13 protein-coding genes are annotated in these 16,163 nt (G+C 29.2%); 11 read left to right on the forward strand and 2 right to left on the reverse strand.

Annotation, left to right across the window (positions count from 1 at the left end):
- Window positions 1-4: 4 nt before the first annotated feature.
- The 3 genes from H9W90_RS02630 to H9W90_RS02640 all read left to right on the forward strand — a co-directional run bounded on the left by H9W90_RS02630 (window position 5) and on the right by H9W90_RS02640 (window position 4,523).
- Window positions 5-1,690: a sodium:solute symporter family protein gene (locus H9W90_RS02630; RefSeq protein WP_187482921.1), complete on the forward strand. Its 1,686-nt coding sequence runs from the start codon at window positions 5-7 to the stop codon at window positions 1,688-1,690.
- A 92-nt stretch (window positions 1,691-1,782) separates the two neighbouring features.
- Window positions 1,783-3,549 carry an ABC transporter ATP-binding protein gene (locus H9W90_RS02635; protein ID WP_187482922.1) on the forward strand — a complete coding sequence of 589 codons (1,767 nt, stop codon included), beginning with the start codon at window positions 1,783-1,785 and terminating at the stop codon, window positions 3,547-3,549.
- 209 nt (window positions 3,550-3,758) lie between these two features.
- Window positions 3,759-4,523 carry a DUF6503 family protein gene (locus H9W90_RS02640; protein WP_187482923.1) on the forward strand — a complete coding sequence of 255 codons (765 nt, stop codon included), beginning with the start codon at window positions 3,759-3,761 and terminating at the stop codon, window positions 4,521-4,523.
- 37 nt (window positions 4,524-4,560) lie between these two features.
- On the opposite strand, the gene H9W90_RS02645 is transcribed toward H9W90_RS02640, so the two are convergent.
- Both H9W90_RS02645 and H9W90_RS02650 read right to left on the reverse strand, forming a co-directional pair.
- Window positions 4,561-5,103 carry an NUDIX hydrolase gene (locus H9W90_RS02645; protein ID WP_187482924.1) on the reverse strand — a complete coding sequence of 181 codons (543 nt, stop codon included), beginning with the start codon at window positions 5,101-5,103 and terminating at the stop codon, window positions 4,561-4,563.
- A gap of 60 nt (window positions 5,104-5,163) precedes the next feature.
- On the reverse strand, window positions 5,164-6,252 hold the full coding sequence (locus tag H9W90_RS02650) for a M42 family metallopeptidase (RefSeq protein WP_187482925.1): 1,089 nt from the start codon (window positions 6,250-6,252) through the stop codon (window positions 5,164-5,166).
- 152 nt (window positions 6,253-6,404) lie between these two features.
- Between H9W90_RS02650 and H9W90_RS02655 the strand changes: the two genes are divergently transcribed.
- The 8 genes from H9W90_RS02655 (at window position 6,405) to H9W90_RS02690 (ending at window position 16,158) form a co-directional block, all read left to right on the forward strand.
- Window positions 6,405-7,292 (forward strand): ATP-binding cassette domain-containing protein, encoded by an 888-nt coding sequence (locus H9W90_RS02655; protein ID WP_187482926.1) that lies wholly within the window; start codon window positions 6,405-6,407, stop codon window positions 7,290-7,292.
- Between the two features lie 56 nt (window positions 7,293-7,348).
- Window positions 7,349-11,002, forward strand: coding sequence for an ABC transporter permease/M1 family aminopeptidase (locus H9W90_RS02660; protein WP_187482927.1), 3,654 nt, complete (start codon window positions 7,349-7,351; stop codon window positions 11,000-11,002).
- 6 nt (window positions 11,003-11,008) lie between these two features.
- Window positions 11,009-11,668 carry a lysoplasmalogenase gene (locus tag H9W90_RS02665; RefSeq protein ID WP_187482928.1) on the forward strand — a complete coding sequence of 220 codons (660 nt, stop codon included), beginning with the start codon at window positions 11,009-11,011 and terminating at the stop codon, window positions 11,666-11,668.
- A 341-nt stretch (window positions 11,669-12,009) separates the two neighbouring features.
- A complete protein-coding gene (locus H9W90_RS02670) occupies window positions 12,010-13,092 on the forward strand; it encodes an esterase-like activity of phytase family protein (protein ID WP_187482929.1) in 1,083 nt (360 codons plus the stop codon).
- A gap of 38 nt (window positions 13,093-13,130) precedes the next feature.
- Window positions 13,131-13,649, forward strand: a complete 519-nt coding sequence (locus H9W90_RS02675) for a DUF6913 domain-containing protein (RefSeq protein ID WP_187482930.1) — start codon at window positions 13,131-13,133, stop codon at window positions 13,647-13,649.
- A gap of 101 nt (window positions 13,650-13,750) precedes the next feature.
- The gene (dapA, locus tag H9W90_RS02680) at window positions 13,751-14,629 is read left to right on the forward strand and encodes a 4-hydroxy-tetrahydrodipicolinate synthase (RefSeq protein WP_187482931.1); all 879 of its coding nucleotides are present in this window, start codon (window positions 13,751-13,753) and stop codon (window positions 14,627-14,629) included.
- A gap of 34 nt (window positions 14,630-14,663) precedes the next feature.
- On the forward strand, window positions 14,664-15,179 hold the full coding sequence (locus H9W90_RS02685; protein WP_187482932.1) for a ferritin: 516 nt from the start codon (window positions 14,664-14,666) through the stop codon (window positions 15,177-15,179).
- 118 nt (window positions 15,180-15,297) lie between these two features.
- Window positions 15,298-16,158 (forward strand): outer membrane protein assembly factor BamD, encoded by an 861-nt coding sequence (locus tag H9W90_RS02690; protein WP_187482933.1) that lies wholly within the window; start codon window positions 15,298-15,300, stop codon window positions 16,156-16,158.
- The last annotated feature ends 5 nt before the right edge of the window (window positions 16,159-16,163 follow it).

Genomic DNA, 16,163 nt, shown 5'->3' on the forward strand with positions numbered 1-16,163 from the left:
GATTATGAGTATTCAAGTTTGGACGTGGATTTTAGTTGGAATAACATTTACACTTTATATAGGAATTGCAATTTGGTCGAGAGCTGGCTCAACTAAAGAATTTTATGTAGCAGGTGGTGGCGTTTCGCCATTAGCAAATGGTTTGGCAACTGCAGCAGATTGGATGTCTGCAGCATCATTTATTTCAATGGCAGGTTTAATCTCTTTTAATGGTTATGATGGTTCTGTATATTTAATGGGTTGGACTGGTGGCTATGTTTTATTAGCTTTATTGTTAGCACCATATTTAAGAAAGTTTGGCAAATTTACAGTTCCAGATTTTATTGGAGATCGTTATTATTCTAACGTTGCAAGAAGTGTTGCTGTTTTTTGTGCACTTTTAGTTTCATTCACTTATGTAGCAGGTCAAATGCGTGGAGTAGGTTTGGTGTTTTCACGTTTTTTAGAAGTAGACATAAATACAGGAGTAATTATAGGAATGATAATCGTACTTTTTTATGCTGTTTTAGGCGGAATGAAAGGAATTACATATACACAAGTTGCACAATATTGCGTGTTAATTTTTGCATTTATGGTTCCAGCAATTTTTATTTCTATTCAAATGACTGGAAATCCAATTCCTCAATTAGGTTTTGGTGGCGCAGATGAAAATGGCGTTTATTTATTAGATAAATTAGACGGTTTGCATAGAGAATTGGGTTTTGCAGCATATACTTCTGGTAGTAAATCTACATTAGATGTGTTTTTAATTACTGCTGCATTAATGTTTGGGACAGCAGGTTTACCACATGTAATTGTACGTTTTTTTACAGTTAAAAAAGTTGCAGATGCAAGAAAATCTGCTGGTTGGGCGTTACTTTTAATTGCTATTTTATACACAGCTGCACCAGCAATTTCAGTATTTTCCAGAACAAATTTAATTGAGACTGTAAGCAATAAAGAATATGCAGAATTGCCAGAATGGTTTTCTAATTGGGAAAAAACGGGTTTAATTACTTTTGATGATAAAAATAACGATGGTAAAGTTCAGTATTTGGCAGATACTTCAAAAAATGAATTAGTAGTTGATAAAGATATTATGGTTTTGGCAAATCCAGAAATTGCAGGTTTACCAAATTGGGTAATCGCATTAGTTGCAGCAGGAGCATTGGCAGCTGCTTTGTCAACTGCTGCAGGTTTATTACTAGTTATTTCGGCATCAGTTTCTCACGATTTAATCAAGAAAATGATCAATCCTAATATTACAGAAAAAGGCGAATTAATTGCTGCAAGATTAGCTGCAGTAGTTGCTGTTTGTGTAGCTGGTTATTTTGGAATTAATCCGCCAGATTTTGTAGCAGCAACAGTAGCTTTAGCTTTTGGCCTGGCAGCAGCTTCGTTTTTCCCAGCCATAATTTTAGGTATTTTTAGTAAAAGAATGAATAAAGAAGGAGCTATCTCTGGAATGGTAATTGGTATTTTACTAATGCTTTACTATATGATGAAATTCAAATTCGATTGGTTTGGTGGAGGTACAAAAGAAGATTGGTGGTTTGGTGTTTCTCCAGAAGGTTTTGGTACAATTGCAATGTTGGCAAACTTTGTAATTGCAATAGTAGTTTCAAGATGCACGCCAAATCCTCCAGAAGACGTTCAAGAAATAGTAGAAAATATTAGAATACCAAGTGGAGCAGGAGAAGCTACACATTAAATAAAAGTATTTTTTTTATTTTTTTGCTAATATGTCATACACTTTTGTATGGCATATTTTTTGACTGTTAAATGAATCTATAAAATATATAAATGCAACATCTACAAGATAAAAAAGAACATAAAAAGAAACCAAAAGTAACCTTAAAACAAGCTTTTAAAACCATTATTTGGCCAAGAAAAAACATAATCTTTGTAGGATTAATTCTTATAATTATACGCAGTTTATCTGGTTTTGTTTTGCCGTTACAAAGTAAAGTGCTGTTAGATGAGGTTGTACCTAATAAAGATTATAGTCAATTATATACAGTAATATTTGTTGTTATTGCAGCTATTTCAATTCAAGCAATAACTTCTTTTTTATTGACAAAAGTATTAAGTATTCAAGCACAATATTTAATATCAGAATTAAGAGCGCAGGTACAAAAAAAGGTATTGTCTTTACCAATTAGTTTTTTCGATAACACAAAATCTGGCGCATTAGTTTCCAGGATTATGAGCGATGTAGAAGGTGTTAGAAACCTTATTGGTACAGGTTTGGTACAATTAATTGGTGGTTCATTTACGGCAATTTTAACTTTGGTTATACTCTTAAAAATGAATGTTTGGATGACACTTTTTACTTTTGTTCCATTATCAATTTTCGGACTTATAGCTTTAAAATCTTTCAAATATATTCGCCCGATTTTTAGAGCCAGAGGAAAAATTAATGCAGAAGTAAAAGGTCGTTTAACAGAAACTTTAGGCGGAATTCGTGTCATAAAAGCATTTAATGCAGAAGAACAAGAAAGCAAAGTATTTGAAGAAGGAGTGGATAATATTTTTCAGAATGTAAAGAAAAGTATGACAGCAACAGCAATTATGACAAGTTCTTCGACTTTCTTAATCGGTTTAGCAACCACAGGAGTTATGGGAATTGGTGGTTATTACATGATGCAAGGCACAATGACATTTGGAGATTTTATTCAATTTACTTTTCTCTTGGCATTTATGGTGGCACCAATTGTGCAAATGAGTAATATTGGTAGTCAATTAACAGAAGCATTGGCAGGTTTAGATAGAACAGAAGAGCTAATGAATATGCCAGCAGAAGAAGATAATGAAGAAAGAAATATTGTGTTAGAAGATTTAAAAGGAGAAATTATTTTTGATGATGTTTCTTTTGCCTATGAAGAGGGAAAAGAGGTAATAAATAATATCAATTTTAAAGTTCCTTCTGGCTCGGTAACAGCTTTGGTTGGGAGTTCTGGTTCTGGGAAATCTACAATTGCAGGTTTATCCGCAACATTTTTAAATCCTAAATCGGGTAAAATTACTGTCGATAATCAAGATATGTCTAAAGTTAAATTATCGAGTTTTAGAAAATATTTAGGAGTTGTTTTACAAGACGAATTTTTATTCGAAGGAACTATTAGAGAAAACATTTTATTTCCAAGACCAAATGCCACAGAAAAAGAATTGCAAAATGCTGTAAAAGCTGCTTATGTAAACGAATTTACAGACAGATTTGATGATGGTTTAGATACTTTAATTGGCGAAAGAGGTGTAAAACTTTCTGGCGGACAAAGACAACGTTTGGCAATTGCAAGAGCCATTTTGGCAAATCCAAAAATTATTATTTTAGACGAAGCAACGTCGAGTTTAGATACAGAAAGTGAAGCTTTAATTCAGAAAAGTTTGTCTGAATTGGTAAAAGATAGAACCACAATTGTAATTGCGCACAGGTTAAGTACCATTAAAAAAGCAGACCAAATTTTGGTTGTAGAAGCTGGTAATATTGTAGAAAGAGGAACGCATGATGAGTTGATAAAATTAGAAGGAAGATATTTCGATTTGTATACCTACCAAGCGAAAATATAATTTTATAACTTTGGTTTTTTGGGCGTTTTAACGGGCTTTACGCTACAATCTTTTGCCAGAAAAAGGCAAAAGGATTTCCACTGCAATCCCTAACGCGCATACTCAATCCTTAAAAAAGGAATAAATTTTCTTAATAATAAATTCATTGTATTTTTGTAATTATCAAATTTAAAAATCGACTTTATCATAAAATAAAATCAAACTAAAAAATGAAAAAAATAATTTTATTACTAATTATTGCAGTAACAGTTTCTTGTAAAAATGAATCAAAAAAAGAAACTAAAAAAGTAAAAAATGTTGAGGTTAAAAAAGAAAATTTCCCAACAGAATTAGGAAAAGTTTTTGAAAAACACGGTGGAATTGATACTTGGAGAAAAGCACAGGTTTTGTCTTTTAATAAAGGAGAAGAAGTTCATACAGCAGATTTACATTCAAGAAAAACAGTAGTGAATTCACCAACATATTCTTTAGGTTTCGATGGTAAAGAAGTTTGGTTAGATGAAGAGGTAAAAGGTTCTTATAAAGGAAACCCAACTTTTTACTATAATTTATATTTCTACTTTTATGCAATGCCTTTTGTCTTGTCAGATGATGGAATTATTTATGATAAAGTAGACGATTTAGTTTTTGAAGGAACAAATTATCCTGGTTTTAAAATTTCTTACAAATCTAATGTTGGTACTTCACCAGATGATAATTACATAGTGTATTACAACCCTAAAACGTATCAAATGGAATGGTTAGCATATACAGTTACGTTTAAGTCTAAAGAGCCAAGTGAAAAATTCAATATTATAAAATACAATTCTTGGGAAAACGTAAACGGATTACTTTTACCAAAAGCAATTACTTGGTATAAAAAAGATGAAAACGGAATTCCAACAGAACCTGCAAAACCGGCAACAGAATTTACATTGCCATTAATTAGCCAAGGTAAATTAGCAGATTCGTTTTTTGAAAATCCAGTAAAATAAGTGTCTAGAAAACTGTGTCTATTTACAGTTTGTTAAATTATTTTAAAAGTGAAATAATTTTCTCATAAACAGAAACATAATATTCGTGAAACCTCGGGAGCAAAACGTTTTCGAGGTTTTTTGTGTCTTTTAAAACTTTTAAATCGAATAATTGTAAACCAGCAACTTCCTCAATTTGCATGGTTAAACTCTCTACAGGAACTTTTAATTCCGCAATAAAAACATGATGATGTTCATTGTCTTGAATTCCGTTAGCATGTGAAACTTGATGAATTCTTGTGCCAATTTTAACCAACTCTTTTTCTTGTAATTCAAGTCCAATTTCTTCAAAAACTTCTCTTTTTGCTGATGATAAAATTTCTTCTCGAGCAGCAACATGTCCTGCAACAGAAATATCCCACAAACCCGGAAATACTTTTTTTGTCAAGGCTCTTTTTTGAAGAAGTATTTTCTTGTCTGAAGTAAAAAGCCAAATATGCACAGTTGCGTGAAACCAACCATTTTTATGAGCTTCCGATTTTAATGCCGTTTTTCCTGTTTGTTTTCCTTCAGGAGTTAAAATATCAATAAGTTCATCCATGATAAATAATTATAAATTACGAATTATTAATTAACAATTCGTAATTCATAATTGAATATTTTATTCGAAATAAGAAAAAGTTTCTCCGTCTTTAATTTTTAACAACGTTTCATAAATCATTTTAATAACGTTTTCAACATCATCTCTATGCACCATTTCTACAGTTGTGTGCATATAACGTAGAGGTAAAGAAATTAAAGCAGAAGCAACACCACCATTGCTATAAGCAAAAGCATCTGTATCTGTTCCTGTTGCTCTAGATAATGCAGAACGTTGGAAAGGAATGTTTTTTTCTTCTGCAGTTTCTGTAATTAAATCACGTAATTTTTGTTGTACAGCAGGTGCATAAGCAACAACTGGCCCTTTACCAATTTCTAAAAGTCCGGCTTTTTTTTCCTCAATCATTGGAGTTGTTGTATCATGAGTAACATCTGTTACAATTGCTACATTTGGTTTTATTGTTTGAGTAATCATTTCAGCTCCACGTAAACCAATTTCTTCTTGCACAGAATTTGTTATGTACAATCCAAAAGGTAATTCTTTTTTGTTTTCTTTTAATAAACGAGCAACTTCAGCAATCATAAAACCACCCATTCTATTGTCTAATGCTCTACAAACAAACTTATCTCCGTTTAAAATATGAAATTCATCTGGGTACGTAATTACGCAACCAACATGAATTCCCAAAGCTTCTACTTCTTTTTTTGTTGCACAACCAGTATCAATAAAAATGTTGTCTGGTTTTGGCGCTTCTTCTTTAGATTTATCTCTTGTATGTATAGCTGGCCAACCAAAAACACCTTTTACAATTCCGTTTTTTGTGTGAATATTTACAATTTTACTTGGGGCAATTTGATGATCTGAACCACCATTTCTAATCACATAAATTAATCCGTTTTCAGAAATATAATTTACATACCAAGAAATTTCGTCTGCATGACCTTCAATAACTACTTTATATTTTGCATCAGGATTTATTACCCCAACAGCAGAACCATACGTATCTGTAATAAACTCGTCCACATAAGGTTTTAGATACTCCATCCAGATTTTTTGACCTTCCCATTCGTAACCAGTTGGAGCTGCATTGTTTAGATATTTTTCTAAAAATGTAAGTGATTCTTTATTTAAAATTGATTTTTTTGCCATTATTTATATATTTATAAAAGTTGATATATTCTTGATGAATGTAAAAATAAAGCGAATTTTTATGATTTGCATTAAAATAATCACAAAAAAGTGTAACAAAAGTTGTTACTTTTACACTAATCTCAAAAGTAAAATCATTAAAAACCAAGAACATGAAGTTAGTAATAGAAAATTTGACAAAGACTTATAAAAATGGTGTAAAAGCTATAGATAATTTAAGTATTGAAATTGGTACAGGAATGTTTGGACTGTTAGGTCCAAATGGTGCAGGAAAATCTTCTTTAATGCGAACAATTGCAACTTTGCAAAGTCCAGATTCTGGTTCTATAAAATTTGGTGATATTGATGTTTTAGAAGATAACATGTCTTTGAGAAAAATACTAGGTTATTTGCCACAATCTTTTGGTGTATATCCAAAAATGTCAGCAGAAGATTTGTTAGATTATTTTGCAACTTTAAAAGGTATAGCTTCTAAATCTGATAGACAAAAACTAGTGAAAGAAGTTTTAGAAATAACCAATTTATATGATGTTAGAAGAAAACATGTTGCTGGTTATTCTGGTGGTATGAAACAACGTTTTGGAATTGCACAATTACTTTTAAATAATCCAAAGTTAATTATTGTAGATGAACCTACAGCTGGTTTAGATCCTGCAGAAAGACATCGTTTTTTAAATGTTTTACGTGAAGTTGGTACTAATTGTACTGTAATTTTTTCAACTCATATTGTAGAAGATGTAAAAGAATTGTGTAATGAAATGGCAATTTTAAATGGAGGTAGAATTTTAAATCATACAACTCCACAAGAAGCTACCAAAGAAATTGAAGGTACTATTTGGAAAAAAATAATTAGTAGAGATGATTTAGAAGAGAATGAGAAAAATTTCAATATTTTATCTTCAAATTACAATCAAGATAATACGTTAAATATTAGAGTTCATGCCACAGAAAAACCTGCGGATGATTTTGTAGCTGCAACTCCACAATTAGACGATGTTTATTTTATCGCATTAAAACAAGATGAACCAGTTTTAAATTAACAGAAATTTAATCTAAAAAAAAACCTATTCATCTAACAATCTAAACATCTAAATAAATGTTTTCAACAATATTCAAACAAGAATTAAAATACTGGTTTAATAGACCAGCATTCTATATTTATGTATCAATTTTCTTATTATTAGCTTTTTTCTTATCGGCTTCAACTGCTGGTTTTTTCGATTCTATAACAGCCACAACTGGCTCTTCTAGAATTGTAAACTCACCAATTGGAGTTTCAGGCTTATTTAATGCACTTTCCATTTTTATATTCTTTTTATTTCCATCTATTGTTGGGGTTTCTATTTACAGAGATTATAAAAGTGAAATGCATACCATTTTATATTCCTACCCATTTACAAAAGCTAATTATCTTTTTGCTAAGTTTTTTAGTTCTATTGTAATTGTTTCTTTAATTGTTTTTTCGATTGCATTAGGAATGATAATTGGATTCAGATTTCCAGGAACAAACCCAGATATTGTAGGTCCTTTTAATGCTGTTACCTACTTACAAACGTATTTTGTCTTTATTTTACCCAATGTTTTATTGTTTGGAGCTATTGTTTTTGCAGTAGTTGCATTTACAAGAAATATAGCAGCAGGTTTTATAACAGTTATTATTTTAATGTTTGGGCAAGGAGTTTTAGAAAGTTTACTTTCTGAACCAGAACATAGAACTTTAGCAGCTATTTTAGACCCTTTTGGTTCAGCAGCTTCAAGTTATTATACTAAATATTGGACACCTTCTGAACAAAACGAATTACAGATTCCTATTAAAGAAATGATTATTTACAATCGTTTATTGTGGTTGGTAATTGCTACCTTAATTTTTGGGTTGGTTTATAAATTCTTCACTTTTAGTCAGAATGCAATTTCTTTTTCATTTAGAAAACCAAAAGGAGAAAGAATTACGAAAACTAATTTTAGCGGAATTACAAGAATTACGCTTCCAAAAGTAGATTATAATTATTCCTTTTTTCAGAATTTAAAATCAACTTGGACCTTATCTAATATCGATTTTAAATACATTGTTAAAAGTTGGGCATTTATATCTATTGTATTGGTTGGCTTGGTTTTAATGATTGTTGGTTTGTCTGAAATAGGTAATATTTTTGGAACAGCAACATTACCTGTTACTTGGAAAATGCTAAATATTGGTGGTGTTTTTACTGCATCTATAAATATTTGTACATTTTTATATGCTGGTATGTTGGTACATAGAGCAAAAATTGCCAAAGTAAATCATTTGGTAGATGCAACTCCAATTCCTAACTGGACATTGTTACTCTCTAAATTTATTGCGTTGGTAAAAATGCAATTGGTTTTATTGGCAGTAATTATGGTTGCTGGTATGTTATTTCAAATGTATAATGGGTATTATAATTTTGAAATTGGTCATTATTTAACAGAACTTTATTTGTTAAGTTTTATTAGTTTTTTAATCTGGGCATTGTTGTCTATTTTTATTCAAACCTTAATAGGGAACCCATATTTAGGATTGTTTATATTATTGGTAATTTCTATTGGAATGCCATTTTTATCATTAGCAGGTATAGAACAATCTATCTTTAAATATAATGAAGGACCAGGTTTTAGTTATTCAGATATTAATGGTTATGGTTCTTTTTTAGCGCCTTATTTATCATATAAAATATACTGGTTGTTAGCTGGTACTATTTTGTTAATTGCTTCTTTTTTATTCTGGGTTCGTGGAATTCCGAGTTCATTTGTAGAAAGAATAACGATTGCAAAATCTCGTTTTAAAGGTTTTGCTGCCATCAGTTTTATTGTGTTTTTTATCGCTTTTATTTCACTAGGATATTCAATTTATCAAGAAACAGGTACAAAATCGAAAAGAACTTCATCTAAAGAGGCAGAATTGCAACGCGTAAACTGGGAAAAAACTTACAAAAAGTTCGAAGGTTATGCGCAACCAAGAATTATTGCTGTTAAAACCGATGTAAATATTTTTCCAAAGAAAAGACTTTTTGATGCTTCTGGGTCTTATATAATGGTAAATAAAACTGCTGAAGAAATAGATAGTTTATTTTTAAATCATAATTCTTTAGAAAGTACTTTTGAATTTAATAGACCAAATACATTGGTTTTAGAAGACACTATTAATAATTTTGATATTTATAAATTCGATAAAAAAATATTGCCTGGAGATACTTTGCAACTCTCGTTTTCGGTAAAAAGCAAGCAAAATACTAATTATAGAAAACGTTCTCCAGTTAGAGAAAACGGAACATTTATAAATAATTTTGAAATGTTTCCTTCTTTAGGTTATTCATCTCAAGGAGAATTAACGGATAATAAAACACGTAAAAAATACAATTTATCACCAAATGATTTACGTCCTCATCCATCAGATTCATCAGCTTTAGGAGATACCTATATTTCTAAAGATTCAGATTGGATCGATTTCGAAGCAACTGTTTCAACTTCTGAAGATCAAATTGCAATTGCTCCTGGTTATTTGCAAAAAGAATGGACAGAAGGAAATCGTAGATATTTCAACTACAAAATGGACAGTAAAATTTTAAATTTCTACGCATTTAATTCTGCGAGATATGAAGTTAAAAAGGAAAACTGGAAAGGAATAAGTTTAGAAATTTATTATCATAAAGGTCACGAGTTTAATTTAGATAGAATGATGAAAGGAATGAAAGCTTCTTTAGATTACAACTCTAAAAACTTTAGTCCTTATCAACATAAACAAGCAAGAATTATAGAATTTCCAAGAACAGGAGGAAGCTTTGCACAATCTTTTCCTAATACAATTCCTTTTTCTGAAGGACTTGGTTTTATTGCAGATGTAGATGATACAAATGATGATGGTGTAGATTATCCGTTTGCAATTACAGTTCACGAAGTTGCACATCAATGGTGGGCACATCAAGTTATTGGAGCAGATGTTTTAGGAGCAACAATGTTGTCTGAAAGTTTGTCTGAATATGTTACTTTAAAAGTATTGGAACATCAATTAGGTAAAGAAAAAATGAGAACTTTTCTTAAAGAAGCTTTAGATGGTTATTTGTTGCAAAGAACGTTAGAACGTAAAAGAGAAAATGCATTAATGTATAATGACGGACAAGGTTATATTCGTTACCAAAAGGGATCTTTGGTGTTTTACGCTTTAAGTGATTATATAGGTGAAGAAACTCTAAATAATGCATTAAAGAAATATGTAGAAAAAGTGAAGTTTCAAGAGGCTCCATATACAACTTCAATTGAAATGGTAGATTATATAAGAGAAGTAACTCCAGATTCTTTAAAGTATGTAATTAAAGACATGTTTGAAACCATTACTTTATATAGAAATAGAATTATCGATGCAAAAACAACCGAATTAGAAAACGGTAAATATCAAGTAGATATAGAGTTTGAAGTTTCTAAATATAGAAATGATGAAAAAGGAAAACGTTATTATGGTGAAAAAGTAGGAGATACTTTGTCTTACAAAACAGATAAAATGAAGAAGCCTATTTTGTCAGTTCCTTTAGCAGACTATATAGATATTGGTATTTTTACTGAAGAAGAAATTGATGGAAAAAAAGAAGAAAAAGAACTTTATTTTAAAAAACATAAAATTACTGCTATCAATAATAAAATAACTATTATAGTTGATAAAAAACCTACTGAAGTTGGTGTAGATCCTTACAATAAATTAATAGACACGCAATCTGAAGACAATAGGAGAAAACTATAAAAAAAAATGCAGAGACAAACTAGAATTACAATTACTTCAATTTTATTTTTAATAGTTGTTGTATTACATATTTATGGACTTATAGATAAAGAAATATTAGCATTTTTTACAAAACCATTGTTAATGGTTACGTTGGTTTTGGTCTATTTAGTATCTGTAAAAAGGCCAAATTTTTGGTATGTTTCTGCACTGTTTTTTTCTTTTTGGGGAGATGTGTTTTTGCTATTTAAAGATGAGTTTTTCTTATTTGGTTTAGCATCTTTCTTATTGGCTCACATTTTATTCATAAAAATTTCTGCTGGGTTTTTAAAGAAAATTAGTATCCAAAAAGTAGTGTTAATTTCGTTACCATTTGTGCTATATTTACTTGGTTTACTATATATTATAGAAGAAAATCTTGGAAAAATGTTAATTCCGGTTCTTATTTACGGAGTTACTATTTCTTGTTTTGGTATTGTTACTTTGCTAAATTATATTCAAGAAAAAACAACAGAAAATATGTGGCTTTTTCTAGGAGCTTTTATTTTTATAATTTCTGATAGTTTAATAGCAATTAATAAATTTCACGAACCAAAAGTTATATATAGTATTTCTATAATGCTAACTTATATTGTTGCTCAATATTTAATTTGTAAAGCAGTAATTGTAAAAGAATCTAAAAAGTAAAAAAGCAGTTACAAAATGTAACTGCTTTTTTTTGATTCTAAATAAATAGATATAGTTTTTTTTATTTTTTTTATCAATTATCAGTTAAATTAGGGGGGACTAATAATTAGGGGGATGACTCAAAAATAAATTTACTTCATATGTATTATTTAGGGGAAAACAATAATTAAAAATCACTAACATAATTCATAATTACATTACAATAGTATAAAGAAAAATAATATAAAACAACAAAAAAGTAATTTTTTTTAAATTTCTTTATCAAATTAATAAAAAACTTCCTGACATTGAGATGTTTACTCAATGTCGAAATAAATAAAATAACTTTGCTAAAAAAATAGATGAAGAACATTTGTACCTTATTTATAATAACCATTGTATTATTTTCTTGTTCTGTTAAAAAACAAACAAGTCTTAAATTTTTAGATGAATATGTTTTGCAAGACTCAATTCAGTTTAAAAATACCATTATAGGTGGGCTATCTGGGATAGATTATTCTAAAGGACTTTATTATTTAGTGGTAGATGATGCAAGAAGTCCAAGGTTTTTAAAAGCTAAAATAGATATTCATCAAAACAAAATTCAAAGTATAAACTTTAAAGACGTTGTTTTTTTAAATGATTCTTCAGAAGTTTTTTACAAAGAAAACGCACTAGATTTAGAATCCATTTTTATAGATGAAGAAACACAAGAAGTTTATTTTGTAAGTGAAGGTTCTATCAGAAAGAATAAATTACCAACTGTTTTTAAAACGGATGATAAAGGTAATTTTGTTAAAGAATTTCAGCTTCCAAATAATTTAACAAACCTAAAAGCTATAAAACACAATGCTGTTTTTGAAGGTTCTTCTAAAAGTATCGATAAAAAAGGTTTTTGGGTTGCCATGGAAGGTCCATTAAAAACTGATGGTGAAGAACCAACTTTCACAAAAACGTCATCACCAATAAGAATCACTTATTTTGACAAAAACTCTCAAAAAGCTACAAAACAGTTTGCATATCAATTAGAACATATTACAAAACCAGCAAAAGCAAACATCAACTTAAATGGCTTAACAGCTATTTTAGAATATAAAGAAAATAACTTTTTTATAATTGAAAGAACTTACCAAAGTGGCTATGGATCTTACGGAAATATTGTTAGAGTTTTTGAAGCTTCAATAGATAAAGAAACTACTAATGTTTTAGAAATAGACTCTTTAAAAAACACAAAATTTACACCTCTTAAAAAAAGATTGTTGTTAAATTTTGAAGATGTAAAAAAGCATTTAACAGAAAGAATAATTGATAATATAGAAGGAATAACTTTTGGGCCAGAATTAGAAAACGGAAATAAAACAATTCTGTTAATTTCAGATGATAATTTTCAGATTTATGGTAAACAATTAAATCAATTTATTCTGTTAGAAATATCAGATAAATAATACTTATTTTTACGACGTTAAAACTTTAAAAGTTGCCAATGTTTGCAAAATTAAAACAGTCTATTTTAGAAAAAAAGTTTGATGCTTCATTATTAAAATTTGTACAAAATAGAAAAACTTCTCAAAAAGAAATTTTATCGGTAGGAATTTTAACTTCAGAAGAGATTTCATCAAAAAATGATATTCAAAAAGAAGTTGAAACGCTTTTAAATGTTAGGAATACTAAAATAATAAGCTTCAGAAAATTTAATAAACTAGATGAGGTTTCGTTTAAACATTTTTCAGAGAACGATATTAATTGGAAAGGGGAGTTTACACAAGAAAACTTACAAAGTTTTTTAGAACAACCTTTCGATTTATTAATTGGCTACTTTAATACAAATAATCTTTATTTAGAAACGGCAGTATTAAAATCTAATGCCACATTTAAGGTTGGTTTTTCTAAAGTAAACTCTAAATTATATGAGTTGGAAATTTCAGAAGACGTTTCAAATCTTCATCAATTTTTATCAGAATTAAAAAAATACTTAATTATCTTAAAAAAGTTGAAAATTTAAACTTTAAATATAAAGTTGTGTATTCTTTTTAAGAATCTATTATTTCAGTATTTAATCTAATTGAATATTGTAATTTTACAGCTTTATAAAAATAATATAGAATGCAAGAATTTATTGGAACTGGAGTTGCGTTAATTACACCTTTTAAAGAAGATTTAAGTGTAGATTTTGATGCATTAATAAAATTAGTGAATTTCAACATCGAAAACGGAACTAACTATTTAGTAATTAATGGTACAACTGCCGAAAGCGCAACTATTACTGCAGAAGAAAAACAAAAGATTATAGAGGTTATTGTAAAAACAAATAATAACAGATTACCTTTAGTTTTAGGAGTTGGCGGTAATAATACCTTAACAGTTGTAGAAGAGCTTAAAACTAGAGACTTATCTAATATAGATGGTATTCTTTCAGTAGCACCTTATTATAGTAAACCTACACAAGAAGGATTCTATCAGCATTTTAAAGCAATAGCAGAAGCTACAGAAAAACCAATTATTCTATACAATGTTCCTGGAAGAACTGCTAAAAATATGGATGTTGCAACAACAATTCGTTTAGCTAAAGATTTTAAAAATATAGTAGGAGTCAAAGAAGCAGGAAATAATACTCAACAATATTTAGGCTTAATTAAAAATAAACCAGCAGGTTTTTTAGTTATTTCTGGTGATGATGATTTGGCTTTAGGTGTAACTTTAGCAGGTGGTTCTGGAGTAATTTCGGTTATTGGGCAAGCATATCCTAAAGAATTTTCTACAATGATAAACCATGGTTTAGAAGGAAACAATAAAGAAGGATATAATATTCATTTTAAAATGATGGATATTATCGATTATATTTTTGAAGAAAATAACCCAGCAGGAATAAAAACTGTTTTACAAGAATTAAATATTTGTAAAAATGAAGTTCGTTTACCTTTAGTAAAAGCAACTCATGAACTTCAATCAAAAATTGCTAATTTTGTATCCAACTATAAGTAGAATAGAATTCGTAATTTAAAAACAATCAATAAACATGTTATCAGCAAAAATTCAAGACGCATTAAATAAACAAGTAACAATAGAAGCAGAATCTTCACAAGTATATTTAGCAATGGCTTCTTGGGCAGAAACACAAGGTTTTGAAGGTGTTTCTCAATTTATGTATGCACATTCAGACGAAGAAAGAATGCACATGTTAAAAATGGTAAAGTTTATAAATGAACGCGGAGGACATGCAAAAGTATCTGCATTAACAGCACCACCATCAGAATTTGGTTCTTTTAAAGAAGTTTTTCAAACTCTTTTTGAACATGAAGTGTTTGTATCTAAATCTATTAATGATTTGGTTCATATAACTTTAGAAGAAAGAGATTATGCTACTCATAATTTTCTACAATGGTATGTTTCAGAACAAATAGAAGAAGAAGCATTAGCCAGAAATATTTTAGATAAAATAAACTTAATTGGTGATGATAAAAGTGGTTTCTATCTTTTTGATAATGATATAAAACAATTAATTACTGTTGCTCCAGACCAAGGGCAAAATTAACAAACTTTTAGTATCAAATAGCGCAAATTTTTGTTGTTTTGTAATGATTATTACACAGCACAATTAACTGTGTGAAAAATCGTTTTATTTATCCATTATTAATCACTAATTTTGCCCGATGCAAAAAATTAAAAATTTAGCGTTTTTATTGATGTTCTCACTCCTGTTGTTTTCATGTGGTGAGTATCAAAAAGTATTAAATAAAGGTACTACAGAAGAGCAGTATAAAATGGCTGTTAAAATGTACGAAAGTAATAAATATGGAAAAGCGTTACGCCTTTTCGAAAAAATTACGCCAGCTTATAGAGGAAAACCACAAATGGAAAGAATTTCATTTATGATTTCTCAATCTAACTTTAACGAAAAAAATTACAGTATTTCTGGATATTATTTCGATCGTTTTGCAAAAAACTATCCTAAAAGTTCTAAAAAAGAAGAAGCTGCATTTTTGTCTGCTTACAGTTACAAGTTAGCTTCTCCAGTTTTTAGTTTAGATCCTACAGATACAAATAAAGCATTAGAATCTTTTCAAAGTTTCATAAATACGTATCCAGATTCAGATAAAATTCCTGAGGCGAACAAGCATTATAAAGAATTACGTTACAAGTTAGAAAAGAAATATTTCGAAATTGCAAAAACTTATTATAGAACTGCAGATTACGACTTAAGAAATTACAAAGCAGCAATTCAAGCTTTCGATAATTTATTGTCAGATTTTTTAGGATCAGAATTTAAAGAGGAAGCACTATACTACAGACTAAAAGCAGCGCATGATTTTGTGCTAAAAAGTTTCGATAGAAGAAAACCAGAACGTATTAAAGATGCAATTGAAGCTTATGAAAAGTTAAAAAGAAACTTTCCAGAATCTCAATTTATGGAAGATGCTAATTTAATGTTAGCAACTTTAGAAAAAGAAAAGGTAAGAATTGATGCTTTGGTAGCAAAGCAAAAAGAATACGAAAATTCAAAAAAGAAATAATTATT

Origin of the sequence: Polaribacter pectinis (genome assembly GCF_014352875.1) — a bacterium.
Classification (GTDB): Bacteria; Bacteroidota; Bacteroidia; order Flavobacteriales; family Flavobacteriaceae; genus Polaribacter; species Polaribacter pectinis.

Excerpts from the sequence above, each read along its gene's own strand:
- dapA (WP_187482931.1), top strand. The coding sequence starts at position 13,751 with ATGCAAGAATTTATTGGAACTGGAGTTGCGTTAATTACACCTTTTAAA.
- H9W90_RS02670 (WP_187482929.1), top strand. The coding sequence starts at position 12,010 with ATGAAGAACATTTGTACCTTATTTATAATAACCATTGTATTATTTTCT.
- H9W90_RS02655 (WP_187482926.1), top strand. The coding sequence starts at position 6,405 with ATGAAGTTAGTAATAGAAAATTTGACAAAGACTTATAAAAATGGTGTA.
- H9W90_RS02640 (WP_187482923.1), top strand. The coding sequence starts at position 3,759 with ATGAAAAAAATAATTTTATTACTAATTATTGCAGTAACAGTTTCTTGT.
- H9W90_RS02660 (WP_187482927.1), top strand. The coding sequence starts at position 7,349 with ATGTTTTCAACAATATTCAAACAAGAATTAAAATACTGGTTTAATAGA.
- H9W90_RS02635 (WP_187482922.1), top strand. The coding sequence starts at position 1,783 with ATGCAACATCTACAAGATAAAAAAGAACATAAAAAGAAACCAAAAGTA.
- H9W90_RS02675 (WP_187482930.1), top strand. The coding sequence starts at position 13,131 with ATGTTTGCAAAATTAAAACAGTCTATTTTAGAAAAAAAGTTTGATGCT.
- H9W90_RS02650 (WP_187482925.1), bottom strand. The coding sequence starts at position 6,252 with ATGGCAAAAAAATCAATTTTAAATAAAGAATCACTTACATTTTTAGAA.
- H9W90_RS02690 (WP_187482933.1), top strand. The coding sequence starts at position 15,298 with ATGCAAAAAATTAAAAATTTAGCGTTTTTATTGATGTTCTCACTCCTG.
- H9W90_RS02665 (WP_187482928.1), top strand. The coding sequence starts at position 11,009 with ATGCAGAGACAAACTAGAATTACAATTACTTCAATTTTATTTTTAATA.
- H9W90_RS02645 (WP_187482924.1), bottom strand. The coding sequence starts at position 5,103 with ATGGATGAACTTATTGATATTTTAACTCCTGAAGGAAAACAAACAGGA.
- H9W90_RS02685 (WP_187482932.1), top strand. The coding sequence starts at position 14,664 with ATGTTATCAGCAAAAATTCAAGACGCATTAAATAAACAAGTAACAATA.
- H9W90_RS02630 (WP_187482921.1), top strand. The coding sequence starts at position 5 with ATGAGTATTCAAGTTTGGACGTGGATTTTAGTTGGAATAACATTTACA.